Genomic DNA, 12232 nt, shown 5'->3' on the forward strand with positions numbered 1-12232 from the left:
GCTTCTCGTCTTTCCAGCATCGTTGCCGCAGTTCATCGGGAACTGCCCAAAGAGGAACCGGTCATGAAGAATGACAAGCCAGCCCTGGGCTTCAAGCGCCGCAGCCTCCTGGAAGGGACGGCCAAGGTCGCCGGCATGGCCGGGCTGGCCGGCGCTGCCGGTGGCGGCGCCACGGTCGCCATGGTCCGGCAGGCGATCGCCCAGCAGCGCGAGGAACATGCCAGCATCGAGGTGAGGCCGGGCGACCTCGACGAGTATTACGGCTTTTCCAGCAGCGGCCAGTGCGGCGAGATCCGCATCATCGGCATGCCCTCGATGCGCGAGCTGATGCGCATCCCGGTGTTCAACCGTGACAGCGCCACGGGCTGGGGCCTGACCAACGAGAGCCGGAAGATCCTGACCGAGGGGCTGCTGCCCGAGACCCGCCGGTTCCTGGAGAGCCGCGGCGGCGAATACTATAATGGCGACGCCCACCATCCGCACATGTCGTTCACCGACGGCACCTATGACGGGCGCTATCTCTGGATCAACGACAAGGCCAACTGCCGGATCGCGCGCATCCGCTGCGACGTGATGAAGACCGACAAGATCATCGAGATCCCGAACGCGTCGGACATCCATGGCCTGCGCCTGCAGCGGTACCCGCGCACCGGCTACGTCTTCGCCAACAGCGAGCACGTCATTCCGATCCCGAATGACGGCAAGGTGATGGACGACCCGCTGAACAACTACTGGTCGGTGTTCACCGCGGTCGATGGCGACACGATGCAGGTCGCCTGGCAGGTGCTGGTGGACGGCAACCTGGACAATTGCGACGCCGACTACCAGGGCAAGTACGCCTTCTCGACCTGCTACAACCCGAACAAGGGCATGACGGTCGCCGAGATGACCGACCATGAGCAGGCCTGGGCAGTGATCTTCAATATCGGGCGGATCGAGGAGGCGATCAGGAACGGCGACTACCAGGAGATGGGCGGGGTCAAGGTGGTCGACGGCCGCCAGGGCTCCAAGTACACCCGCTACCTGCCGGTGCCGAACTCGCCGCACGGCTGCAACGCAGCACCCGACGGCATCCATATCGTGTTCGCCGGCAAGCTCTCGCCGACAGTCACCATGATCGACGTGCGCCGCCTGGACGACCTGTTCGACGACAAGATCGAGCCGCGCGGGGTCGTCGTGGCGGAGCCGGAACTGGGCCTGGGCCCGTTGCACACCGCCTATGACGGCAAGGGCAACGCCTACACCACCCTGTTCATCGACAGTCAGATGGTGAAGTGGAACATGGATCTGGCGATCCGCGCCTTCAACGGCGAGGACGTGGACCCGATCATCCAGAAGCTCGACGTGCACTACCAGCCCGGCCACAACCACACCTCCATGGGCGAGACCAAGGAGGCGGACGGCAAGTGGATGATGTCGCTCAACAAGTTCTCCAAGGACCGCTTCCTGAACACCGGCGTGCTGAAGCCGGAGAACGACCAGCTCATCGACATCTCGGGTGACGAGATGGTGCTGGTGCATGACGGCCCGAGCTTCGCCGAGCCGCACGACATCTGCATCGTCCACCGCTCCAAGGTGAACCCGGTCAGCGTCTGGGATCGCAACGACCCGAGCTGGGAAGACGCGCGCCAGTGGGCCAAGCAGGACGGCGTCGTCCTGGAAGAGGCGGCCGACGTCATCCGCGACGGCAACAAGGTCCGGGTCTACATGACCTCGATGGCGCCGCAGTTCAGCCTCGAGCTGGTCGAGGTGAACGAGGGCGACGAGGTCACCTTCATCATCACCAACATGGATGACGTGGACGACCTGACCCACGGCTTCACCCTGGTACGCTACGGCATCGCCATGGAGATCGGGCCGCAGCAGACCACCTCGGTGACCTTCACCGCGGACCGGCCCGGCGTGCACTGGTGGTACTGCCAGTGGTTCTGCCACGCCCTGCACATGGAGATGTCCGGCCGTCTCCTGGTGAAGCCGAGGGAGGCCTGACCGGATGACCCGCCTGCGCGCGAGCTGGCGCTCCCTGCTCGCCGTCCTGCTGGTCTGGCCGGCAGCGCTGGGCATCGGCCGCGCGCAGGCGGCCCGCATCGAGGTGACGCCCGACCAGAGCCTGCAGGCGGCGTTGGACCGGGCAGCACCCGGCGACACGCTCCATCTCGCCGAAGGCACCCACCGGGGTGACATCGTGATCGCCACGGAGCGGGTCACGCTGGAGGGTGATCCGGGTGCGGTGATCCTCGGCAGCGGCAAGGGCAAGGTGGTCTGGATCAAGGCGCCGGACGTGACGATCCGCGGCCTCACCGTGCGCGGCTCGGGCAAGAGCCTGATCGCCATGGATTCCGGCATCTACCTGGAAAAGACCGCGCATCGCGGTGTGATCGAGGACAACGACATCGAGGACAACCTGATCTCGGTCTATGTGCGCGGTCCCAATGACGTCCTGGTCCAGAACAACCGGATCGTGGGCAAGCAGGACCTGCGCCGCACCGAGCGCGGCTCCGCGGTCAATCTCTGGAACACGCCCGGCACCAGGATCATCGGCAACGACATCCGCGCGGGCCGGGACGGGATCTTCAGCGTCACCAGCCGCGGCAACCTCATCCAGGACAATGTCTTCCACGAGCTGCGCTTCGCGGTCCACTTCATGTACACGAACCACAGCGAGGTCAGAGGCAACTCCTCCTTCGGCAACGATGTCGGCTACGTGATGATGTATTCCGACCATCTGAAGCTGGAGGACAACCTGTCGGATGGGGCCAAGGATCACGGCCTGCTGTTCAACTACGCGAACAGTTCCGAGATCGTCGGCAACGTCGCCCGTGGCAGCGAGAAATGTGTCTTCATCTACAACGCCAACAAGAACTCCTTCCGCAACAACTGGTTCGAGAACTGTGAGATCGGGGTGCACTTCACCGCGGGATCGGAACGCAACGAGATCACGCAGAACAGCTTCGTCGCCAGCGCCAACCAGGTGAAATATGTCGGCACCCGCCTCCTGGACTGGGCGGTGGACGGCCAGGGCAATTACTGGAGCGACAACCCGACCTTCGACCTGAACGGCGACGGGCTGGGCGACACCGTGTACCGGCCCAACGACGTGATCGACCAGGTGGTCTGGCGGGCTCCGGCCGCCAAGCTCCTGATGAACAGCCCGGCCGTGCAGGTGGTGCGCTGGGCGCAGGCGCAGTTCCCGGCGATCCATCCAGGCGGCGTGTTCGACAGTGCGCCTTTGATGACGCCGCCGCGCCCGCCGGCGCTGGCCCGGCTGGAGACGGCACCGTGAGCGAGCCCACCGTTCTGTTGGAAGGCGTCGCCAAGGCGTTCGGCCGCCAGATGGCGGTGTCCGAGGTCGACCTCGCCGTCGAGCCCGGCACCTGCGTGGGCCTGGTCGGCCATAACGGTGCCGGCAAGAGCACCATGATCAAGATGATGCTGGGCCTCCTGCGCCCGACGGCTGGCCGGGTCCGGGTGCTGGGCGAGGATCCCGCTTCCCGCAGTGCCGCCAATGTCCGGCTGGCGCTGGGCTACCTGCCCGAGAACGTGGCACTGCATCCATCGATGACTGGGCTGGAGACGCTGGCCTTCTATGCGCGCCTGAAGCGCCAGCCGGTTGCACGCAATCCGGAACTGCTGGAGCGGGTGGGCCTGGCCCATGCGGCAGGGCGGCGGGTCGGCACCTATTCCAAGGGGATGCGCCAGCGCCTGGGCCTGGCGCAGGCCCTGCTCGGCAGCCCCCGCGCGATGCTGCTGGATGAGCCTACCAGCGGGCTGGACCCGGAGCTGCGGCAGAGCTTCTACGACATCATCGCGGACCTGCGCGACGAGGGCGCCTCGGTCCTGCTGTCCTCGCACGCTCTGGCCGAGCTGGAAGGCAGGGTCGACCGGGTCGTGGTCATGAACCAGGGCCGCAAGGTCGCCGACGGCACCATCCACGAGCTGCGCCGGCTGGCCGGCATCCGGCCGCGCGTCCGCCTGCGCCTGGATGGCGGCCTGCGCGCCATGGCGAACGGTCCGCCGCTCTGGCAGGGCTGGTCGCAGCCGGCCCGGGGCATGCTGGAAGCCGAGTGCGACGAGGACGAGATCGCCTCGCTTCTGCAGTGCCTGCCGCCCGGCAGCCAGGACGTGGAGGTCATCCGCCCCAGCCTCGACGACATCTATGCCGAGTTCCTGCGGCACCGGGCGGCACCGGGAGAGACGGCATGAGGGCCACGCTCATCATCGCCGGCAAGGAGCTGCGCGACGGGATGCGCAACCGCTGGGTCGTCGCCACGACCCTGCTCCTGGCGATCTTCGCCCTGACCCTGGCCTTTCTGGGTGCGGCACCAACCGGGTCGGTGAAGGTCGCCCCGCTGGCGATCACCGTGGTCAGCCTGTCCAGCCTGACGATCTTCCTGGTGCCGCTGATCGCCCTGCTCCTGGCCTATGACGCCATCGTCGGCGAGGTGGACCGGGGCACCATGGCGCTGCTCCTGGCCTACCCCGTGGCTCGCTGGCAGGTGGTGCTCGGCAAGTTCCTGGGGCACCTGGCGATCCTGGCATTCGCCACGGTGGTCGGCTACGGCGCGGCCGGCCTGGCCCTGGTCCTGTCGACCGACAGCGGCACCGAAGCCTGGCGGCCGTTTGCGGGCATGGTCGGCTCCTCGGTCCTGCTGGGTGCCGCCTCCGTCGCCATGGGCTACCTGATCAGCACGCTGGTGCGCGACCGCGGCACGGCCGGCGGCATCGCGATCGGCGTCTGGCTCCTGTTCGTGCTGGTCTACGACATGGCGCTGCTGGGGGTGCTGGTGGCGGACCAGGGGCGCACGGTGAACGGTGCGGTGCTGAACGGCCTCCTGCTGTTCAACCCGGCCGACGCCTACCGGCTGCTGAACCTGGCCGGCACCGCCGACATCAGCATGTTCTCCGGCATGTCCGGTCTGGCCGCCCAGGACCATCCGGGGCAGGCGGCCCTGCTGGCGGCACTGGTCGGCTGGACGGTGCTGCCGCTGCTCGCGGCGATCACGCTGTTCAACCGGAGGCAGGTATGAGGCACGGCCCGAAACTGCTGGCCGCGGTCCTCCTCTTCGGGCTCGCCGCCTGCGGGGAGGAACAGAAAGCGGAGGCGCCGCCGCCGCAGGAGGTGACCGCAGACACGGTCGGCGAGTTCTGCGGGATGGATCTCGTGGAGCATCCGGGCCCCAAGGGGCAGATCTTCGTGCGCGGTGAGCCGGAGCCCTTGTGGTTCGCCACGGTGCGCGAGCTGTTCGCCTTCACCATGCTGCCGGAGATGCCCAAGGACGTCGCCGCCATCTATGTCAACGACATGGCGCGCGCCCAGAACTGGGACCAGCCGGAGCCCGGCACCTGGATGGAGGCGGAAAAGGCCTTCTACGTGATCGGCAGCCGGCAGCGCAGCGGCATGAACACCGACGAGCTGGTGCCGTTCGGCGACGAGGCCGCGGCCCGGGCCTTCGCCGCGGAGCAGGGCGGCACGGTCGTCCGCTTCGACGAGATGCCGGAGGATGCGGTGTTTCCTGGCGCCGAGGGCATGTCGTGAGGAAAGGCCCGGCCATGAGCACGTCCCGCCGCCGCTTCATCACCATCACGGCTGCGGCGGCCGGGCTGCCGCTGGCCAGCCTGCACGCGGCCCCACTGCCGCAGGCGCGGGTCTGGCGCGGTACCGCGCTGGGTGCGGCCGCGACCATGCAGATCCATCATCCCGACCAAGCCATGGCCGACCGGCTGATCGGGCAGAGTCTGGCCGAGCTCGAGCGGCTGGAGCGGATCTTCAGCCTGTATCGCAGCGAATCGGCGGTGGTCCGCCTGAACCGCGAGGGCCGGCTGGACGATCCGCCGCTGGACCTGGTGCGCCTCCTGGCCGAGTGCCAGCGCTTCGGCACGCTGACCGGGGGTGCCTTCGACGTCACCGTGCAGCCGCTCTGGAAGCTCTATGCCGGCCATTTCGCAAAGGCGGATGCGGACCCGGCCGGCCCGCCGCCAGGGGCGATCGAAGCGGCCCTGGCCCTGGTAGGTCAGAGCGGCTTGGACCCGGATCCGCGGGGGATCCGCCTGGCACGGCGCGGCATGCAGCTTACCCTGAACGGCATCGCGCAGGGCTATGTCACCGACCGGATCGTGGAGCGCCTGCGCCTGGCCGGCATCGAGCATGCGCTGGTCGACATGGGCGAGATCGGCGCGATCGGCGGCCATCCCGATGGCGGCCCCTGGTCCGCGGGGCTGGCCGATCCGGACGATCCGGCGCGGATCGCCGGCCAGGTCGCCTTGCAGGACCGGTCGCTCGCGACCTCGGCCGGCTCGGGCACCCGGCTCGATCCGACCGGCCGCTTCAACCATATCTTCGACCCGGCGGATGGCCGAACCAGCCGGCGCTACCGGTCGGTCTCGGTCGTGGCCGCCAATGCCACCATCGCTGATGCCGCCTCCACGGCATTCGCGCTGATGCCGCTGGAGCAGACCGCGCCCATCGTCCGCAGCCTAGGGCTGGAGGCTCACTTCACCCTGCCGGATGGCACCCGGGTGGTGCAGGCGGGCTAGCCGCCTGCACACGCCTCATGCCGCTGCGAGCGCCTGGGCGAGATCGGCGATCAGGTCGTCCGGGTGCTCGATGCCGATGGACAGGCGGATGGTGGATTCCAGCACACCCATCCGTTCGCGCACCTCCACCGGCACACCCGAATGGGTCATGCTCGCCGGCAGGCTCGCCAGGGACTCCGTGCCGCCGAGGCTCACCGCGAGCTTGAAGATCTGCAGCGCGTTGAGGAAGCGGAACGCCGCCTCCTGGCCGCCTTGGATGTCGAAGGAGAAGGTCGAGCCCGCCCCGGTCGACTGGGCCGCGGAAATGCGTGCGGCGGCGGAATCCGGCGGGCTGAACGGCAGGTAGTGGACCTTGGCGACCTTGGCGTGGTCGCGCAGGAATTCCGCGATGGCGTGCGCGTTGCGGTCGGCGCGCTCCATGCGCAGGCTGAGCGTTTCCAGCGAGCGGCCGAGCATCCAGCAGGAATGTGGGTCGAGCTGCGTGCCGATCGCACCGCGCAGCGCCTTGATCGGCCGGATCACGGCGCGGGAGCCGAGAGCGGCGCCGGCGATCAGGTCGGAATGGCCGCCCACATATTTGGTCAGGCTGTAGAGCGACAGGTCGGCGCCATGCTCGATCGGGCGCTGGAACACCGGCCCCAGCATGGTGTTGTCGCAGGCGAAGACCGGGGTGTGCCCCTGCCGGCTGCCGATCTCGTCGGCGACGCGGCGCAGCATCGCGATGTCGACGACATTGTTGGTGGGATTCGCGGGAGTCTCGACCAGAATCATCGAGACGCGGCCCTGGCCCATGGCCCGCTCGGCGGCAGCACGGATCACCGCCTCGTCGGTGCCGTCCTCCAGCCCAACCGCGCTGATGCCGAACGGCAGGAGCGTCTTGGTCAGCAGGGTCTCAGTGCCGCCATAGAGCGGCTGGGAGTGCAGCACCACGTCGCCCGGTCGCGCGAAGGCCAGGATGGCGGTGGAGATGGCCGACATGCCTGAGGAGAACAGCGCGCAGCTTTCGGTCCGCTCGAACACGGCCAGCCGGTCCTCGACGATCTCGCTGTTGGGATGGTTGAAGCGGGAATAGACGAGGCCGCCGCTCTCGCCGGCCGGCGGCTCCCGGCGGCCGGCCACCATGTCGAAGAAGTCCCGCCCTTCCTCGGCGGTGCGGAACACGAAGGTCGAGGTCAGGAAGACCGGCGGCTTGACCGCGCCCTCCGAGAGGGACGGGTCGAAGCCGTAATTCATCATCTGCGTCTCGGGGTGGAGCAGATGGTTGCCGATATGGGTCCGCTTGGAGTGCTTGGGGGTCATCGGCGGCATGGCTGTTCTCCTTGGGCTCCCGGACAGGAAGGGTGGCGGCATCCCTTCGTCCAGGGCAACCACCGCTGAGGGGACCGTTTCGTCGCACTGCCCGGCAGAACGCGCAGGAGGCGGGTCCGTTGCATCCTGATCGGCGGGCGAGTGGGCGCCCTCCGGACGGGGAGCCGGGCGGAACCGGTGCCGGCATCGCGAGGTTGAGGCTGTGCTTTCCTACCTGGAACGGAGCACGAACGTGGCGGACAAAGACCTGCAGTCTCTGTTTCTGCATCAGTTGAAGGACACGTATTTCGCGGAGAACGCGATCATCAAGGCGCTGCCGCAGATGGCCGCGGCCGCGCAGAGCGAGGATCTGCGCGGTGCGTTCGCGGTGCATCTGGAGGAAACCAAGAACCAGGTGAAGCGCCTGGAGAAGGTCTTCCAGCAACTGGGCGAGCAGCCCCAGGGCGTGGAGTGCAAGGCGATCCAGGGCATCATCGCGGAAGGCGAGGAGATCATGTCCGAGTTCCAGGGTGGTGCCCTGGATGCCGGGCTGATCGCCGCGGCCCAGGCCGTCGAGCATTACGAGATCACCCGCTACGGCACGCTGATCGCCTGGGCCAAGCAGCTCGGCCACACCGAGGCCCAGGGCCTGCTGGAGGAGACGCTGGCCGAGGAGGAGAGCACCGACGAGGCGCTGTCCGAGCTGGCCGAGGATGCGATCAACCCCAAGGCCGCGTGAGCCGGGCCAGCCGCCCGCCCACCGGGCCGGGCGGCTGATCGACCCGCCAGCGCACGAGGCGGACGCTTGGCCTGGTACTTCACCGCCGACACCCATTTCGGCGACCCCCGCGTCCTGCGCATCGACCGGCGCCCGTTCGGCTCGCTCGCCGAGCACGACCGGGCACTGGTGGAGCGCTGGAACGCGGCCGTCGGGGCAGGGGACGAGGTCTGGCATCTGGGCGACTTCGCCCGGGGCGACCGGGCGAGGGTCGAGGACCTGCTCGCCCAGCTCAACGGCACCAAGCACCTGATCATCGGCAACAATGACGGGCACGCCACGCTGGAGGCCAGCGGCTGGTCCAGCATGGCGCATTACCGCGAGCTCACCGCCGACGGGGTGCGCCTGGTCCTCTGCCACTATCCATTCCGCACCTGGAACGGGATGGGCAAGCGTGCGATCGACCTGCACGGCCATTCCCATGGCCGGCTGAAGCCGCTGACCCGGCAGATCGACGTTGGCGTGGACGCCTGGAAGTTCCGCCCGGTCAGCCTCGCGACGATGCTGGCCGGGCGTCGCTATCGTGTCACCTGACGGTCACGACCAGATCAGGTCGCGCCCGGCCTGCAGATCCGCAGGCGCCACCTGGTCCAGCGTCGCCACCAGGCTCGGTGCGGCACCGCCGGCCCCGTCCAGGTCGACGCGGATCTCCGTACCGCCGACGGTGTTGGCCTTCAGCAGGACATGCTGGCCAAGCACCGGCACGCCGCCGTCGAAGTCCTCGAACAGGTCGCGCAGGTCGATCTGGTCCTCGCCCGGCTCGAAGTCGGTGACCCGGCGGCCGCTCCCGGCCGTCTCGAACACGAACAGGTCGTCGCCCTCGCCGCCCTTCAGCGTCTGGCTGCCCTTGCCCGCGATCAGCACGTCGTCGCCGGCCCCGCCGTCCAGGTAGGAGGCGACCCCGTTGCCCTTCAGGATGTTGCCCACGCTGTTGCCGATCCCGACCTGCATCGTGTCGCCCTGCAGGAACAGGTTCTCGACATGGGCGGAGAGCTGGTGCCAGCTCGCCTTGCTCAGCACGGTGTCCACGCCCTTGCCGCGGCCTTCCACGACGGTGTCGCCGGTGCTGTCGACCCGGTAGGTGTCGTCGCCGCGCCCGCCGCTCAGATAGTCCTGGCCGGCCTTGCCATCGATCAGGTTGTGGCCGTCCGTGCCGTAGAGCCGGTCATTGCCGCTCGTCCCGAGCCTGGTCGTGGTGGCCGCCTGGCTGTAGGGCAGGTCGAGCAGGCTGTCCGGTTCCGGCACAGGGGCAGGAGGAGGCGTGGGGGTCGGCGTCGGCTCGGGCTCCGGGGCCGGCGTCGCCCCGGTGCCGTTCGCGTCCAGCTTCAGGTTCTGCGTGCCCATGGTGACCTGCCGGGTCTGGCTCACGCCGTTGCCGGAGAAGGTGACCGTCCAGCTCCCTGCCGCCAGGTCGAGCTGATAGCCGCCGGTGGCCATGGTCTGGGTGGTGAAGCTGCCGCCGCTGCCGGTCACCTTGACCGTCACGCCGCCCAGTCCTTCGCCCGGATCGTAGGCCTTGTCGCCGTCGGCATCCTTGAAGGCCACGCCGGTCAGGATCGCCGGGCCGCCCTGGCGGCCGAACACCTCGGTGACCATGGCGGCCGTGCCGCCCCGGTACTCGCCGGACTGCAGGCCGATGCCGATTTCGCGCAGGTTGCCGTTCAGGATGTTGGCGCGATGCCCGGGGCTGTTCATGAGCCCGACATGCATCCGGTCGGCCTCGTCGTGCAGGCCGGCGGGACCGCCCACCGACTGCATGGCGATGTTCTCGGCCCAGCTATTCCAGCCGGTATAGCCGGCGGCCTCGATCCGGTCGCCGACATTCGAGCCGCCCGCACCGGTATGCGAGAAGGTGTCGGTGCTGAGCATCCACGCCGTATGGCTATCGGCGGCGCTGTTCAGGTTCAGGTCGAAGGCGAGCGGCTGCACGCCGGCCTCGGCGCGCTCGATATTGACGAGTTCGAGGAGGTACTGCTCGTCAACAGTGGGTTGCGTAGGCACGTCACTGGTCCTTGTCCGTTCGCCGGGATCGTCCTGATGGGCCCGATTGCGTCGTGGAGCGCTCGGCCGGTTGCGCATGCTTCTGGCATGCCGGCGCTCGATTCACGCGGCACACGATCCCGGCATCGTGATCTTGCAGGTTCGGCCCGTACGGAGATGTTACCTCGTCCCTGTTCAGTACGATAGAAAAAATTTTCCGGAAAAGATTAAATAGACGTATATATTGATTAATACCATTGCTTGTACGGTGGATCTCGAATTCCGATACTAGTGATGATAGTATTTGAATAATGACCCACAACTTATAATTGTCTTCATTGGTAGTGTGTTAGCTCTGCGGAATGACTGTTGCTCCTGTCGCAGGACCCGCCACGAGGTCGGCCGGACCCCGTCGGCCGAGCCGCGTACCAAGCCGCCATCTTGAACCGGACACGGCAGGACCGAACGACAGGTGCCGCTTCCGGAGTTCCATCATGACGCGATCCGCTCCAAGAGCCGGATCCGCTACGCCTGCCTCAGCTCGTTCATCTCCCTGCAATCTTCCGCGGTGATCGACCGGGCCGACATCCACCCGCGGCTGTCGATCACCTGTCAGGAGCAGCGATCCGGCGGGTTTCTGTCGGTTCCTCTTCACTATCCCCGCCGGCTGGTCCATGGTCGGCGCCGCCATGGTCGCAGCGGGTGGCGCGTTTTGCCGGAGAACGGATGGGGTTGCGTGATCGCCTGTCGCAGGCCGGCCTGTCGCTCACTCCCTCGGAGGCGAAGATCGTCCAGGTCCTGCTCGCCGACTACCCGATGTCCGGGCTGGGCACCGCCACCAGCCTGGCCCGGCGTGCCGGCGTGAGCGACCCGACCGTGGTGCGCCTGGTGGTCAAGCTCGGCTACGAGGGCTTCCCTGCCTTCCAGGCGGAACTCCTGGAGGAAGTGGAGGCCAGGCTGCGCTCGCCGCTGCTGATGATGGAGGCCAAGCGCCCGTCCGGTGCTGCCGACAGCATTGGCCAGGCCTATCTCGCCACCGTGCTGCGCAACCTGGACGACCTGCGCGCGGCCACGCCGGTCCACAGCTACGAGCGGGCCACCCGGCTGATCTGGGAGACCCGGGGCAGTGTCCTGGTGCTGGGCGGCCGGTTCAGCCGCAATGTCGGCGCCATGCTGGCGAGCTATCTGGGCCAGCTCCGGCCGGGCGTGCAGGACTTGGGCATCCTGTCGCCGGTGGACTTCGACCGGCTGGTCGATCTCGGCCGGCGCGACCTCCTGATCGTGTTCGACTATCGCCGCTATCAGGCCGACGTCGTCGCGTTCGCCCGACAGGCTGCTGAGCGCGGTGCTGCGGTGGTCCTGTTCACCGATCCCTGGCGCTCGCCGATCGCCGAGAGTGCCGAGGTGGTGCTGGTGGCACCCATCGAGGCGGGCTCGCCCTACGACACGCTGGCACCGGTGGTAGCGCAGATGGAGGCCCTGCTGGCCCACGTGATCGCCCGGCTGGACGAGCCGGCGCGGCGGCGCATCGCGGAGGTCGAGCGGATCCGCCACGCCAATGCCGTCACCCTGGACGGCCCGACGCCGGAACCGCCCGCGGCCGCTGCCGGGCGGCGCCGCAAGCCGCTACCATCCTGAACCATCGGCCCACCG

General features: G+C 68.1%; 11 protein-coding genes. 9 read left to right on the forward strand and 2 right to left on the reverse strand.

The window, feature by feature from the left end:
* Window positions 1–63: 63 nt before the first annotated feature.
* The 6 genes from nosZ to HLA95_RS18060 are packed head-to-tail and all read left to right on the forward strand — an operon-like array spanning window position 64 to window position 6534.
* The gene (nosZ, locus tag HLA95_RS18035) at window positions 64–1989 is read left to right on the forward strand and encodes a TAT-dependent nitrous-oxide reductase (protein ID WP_191060274.1); all 1926 of its coding nucleotides are present in this window, start codon (window positions 64–66) and stop codon (window positions 1987–1989) included.
* Between the two features lie 4 nt (window positions 1990–1993).
* Window positions 1994–3283, forward strand: coding sequence for a nitrous oxide reductase family maturation protein NosD (locus HLA95_RS18040; protein WP_191060275.1), 1290 nt, complete (start codon window positions 1994–1996; stop codon window positions 3281–3283).
* Window positions 3280–4203 carry an ABC transporter ATP-binding protein gene (locus tag HLA95_RS18045; protein WP_223861570.1) on the forward strand — a complete coding sequence of 308 codons (924 nt, stop codon included), beginning with the start codon at window positions 3280–3282 and terminating at the stop codon, window positions 4201–4203. The genes HLA95_RS18040 and HLA95_RS18045 overlap by 4 nt, the downstream gene beginning before the upstream one ends.
* Window positions 4200–5027, forward strand: coding sequence for an ABC transporter permease (locus HLA95_RS18050; protein ID WP_191060276.1), 828 nt, complete (start codon window positions 4200–4202; stop codon window positions 5025–5027). The genes HLA95_RS18045 and HLA95_RS18050 overlap by 4 nt, the downstream gene beginning before the upstream one ends.
* Complete coding sequence (locus HLA95_RS18055) at window positions 5024–5536, forward strand: nitrous oxide reductase accessory protein NosL (RefSeq protein ID WP_222184075.1); 513 nt, start codon at window positions 5024–5026, stop codon at window positions 5534–5536. Before HLA95_RS18050 ends, HLA95_RS18055 begins: the two co-directional genes overlap by 4 nt.
* 14 nt (window positions 5537–5550) lie before the next feature.
* A complete protein-coding gene (locus tag HLA95_RS18060) occupies window positions 5551–6534 on the forward strand; it encodes an FAD:protein FMN transferase (RefSeq protein WP_191060178.1) in 984 nt (327 codons plus the stop codon).
* A gap of 15 nt (window positions 6535–6549) precedes the next feature.
* On the opposite strand, the gene HLA95_RS18065 is transcribed toward HLA95_RS18060, so the two are convergent.
* Window positions 6550–7833: a cystathionine gamma-synthase family protein gene (locus HLA95_RS18065; protein WP_191060183.1), complete on the reverse strand. Its 1284-nt coding sequence runs from the start codon at window positions 7831–7833 to the stop codon at window positions 6550–6552.
* 241 nt (window positions 7834–8074) lie between these two features.
* On the opposite strand from HLA95_RS18065, the gene HLA95_RS18070 reads away from it, so the two are divergent.
* Both HLA95_RS18070 and HLA95_RS18075 read left to right on the forward strand, forming a co-directional pair.
* Window positions 8075–8560 carry a YciE/YciF ferroxidase family protein gene (locus tag HLA95_RS18070; RefSeq protein WP_191060179.1) on the forward strand — a complete coding sequence of 162 codons (486 nt, stop codon included), beginning with the start codon at window positions 8075–8077 and terminating at the stop codon, window positions 8558–8560.
* Between the two features lie 66 nt (window positions 8561–8626).
* Window positions 8627–9133, forward strand: a complete 507-nt coding sequence (locus HLA95_RS18075; RefSeq protein WP_191060180.1) for a metallophosphoesterase family protein — start codon at window positions 8627–8629, stop codon at window positions 9131–9133.
* Window positions 9134–9136: 3 nt separating this feature from the next.
* Here the strand turns inward: HLA95_RS18075 and HLA95_RS18080 are convergent, their stop codons facing one another.
* Window positions 9137–10600 (reverse strand): CAP domain-containing protein, encoded by a 1464-nt coding sequence (locus HLA95_RS18080; protein ID WP_191060181.1) that lies wholly within the window; start codon window positions 10598–10600, stop codon window positions 9137–9139.
* A 705-nt stretch (window positions 10601–11305) separates the two neighbouring features.
* Here HLA95_RS18080 and HLA95_RS18085 point away from each other — a divergent pair.
* Window positions 11306–12217 carry a MurR/RpiR family transcriptional regulator gene (locus tag HLA95_RS18085; protein ID WP_222184076.1) on the forward strand — a complete coding sequence of 304 codons (912 nt, stop codon included), beginning with the start codon at window positions 11306–11308 and terminating at the stop codon, window positions 12215–12217.
* The last annotated feature ends 15 nt before the right edge of the window (window positions 12218–12232 follow it).

The organism is Geminicoccus harenae (assembly GCF_019800005.1).
Taxonomy (GTDB): domain Bacteria; phylum Pseudomonadota; class Alphaproteobacteria; order Geminicoccales; family Geminicoccaceae; genus Geminicoccus; species Geminicoccus harenae.

Excerpts from the sequence above, each read along its gene's own strand:
- nosZ (WP_191060274.1), top strand. The coding sequence starts at position 64 with ATGAAGAATGACAAGCCAGCCCTGGGCTTCAAGCGCCGCAGCCTCCTG.
- HLA95_RS18040 (WP_191060275.1), top strand. The coding sequence starts at position 1,994 with ATGACCCGCCTGCGCGCGAGCTGGCGCTCCCTGCTCGCCGTCCTGCTG.
- HLA95_RS18050 (WP_191060276.1), top strand. The coding sequence starts at position 4,200 with ATGAGGGCCACGCTCATCATCGCCGGCAAGGAGCTGCGCGACGGGATG.
- HLA95_RS18055 (WP_222184075.1), top strand. The coding sequence starts at position 5,024 with ATGAGGCACGGCCCGAAACTGCTGGCCGCGGTCCTCCTCTTCGGGCTC.
- HLA95_RS18060 (WP_191060178.1), top strand. The coding sequence starts at position 5,551 with ATGAGCACGTCCCGCCGCCGCTTCATCACCATCACGGCTGCGGCGGCC.
- HLA95_RS18065 (WP_191060183.1), bottom strand. The coding sequence starts at position 7,833 with ATGACCCCCAAGCACTCCAAGCGGACCCATATCGGCAACCATCTGCTC.
- HLA95_RS18085 (WP_222184076.1), top strand. The coding sequence starts at position 11,306 with ATGGGGTTGCGTGATCGCCTGTCGCAGGCCGGCCTGTCGCTCACTCCC.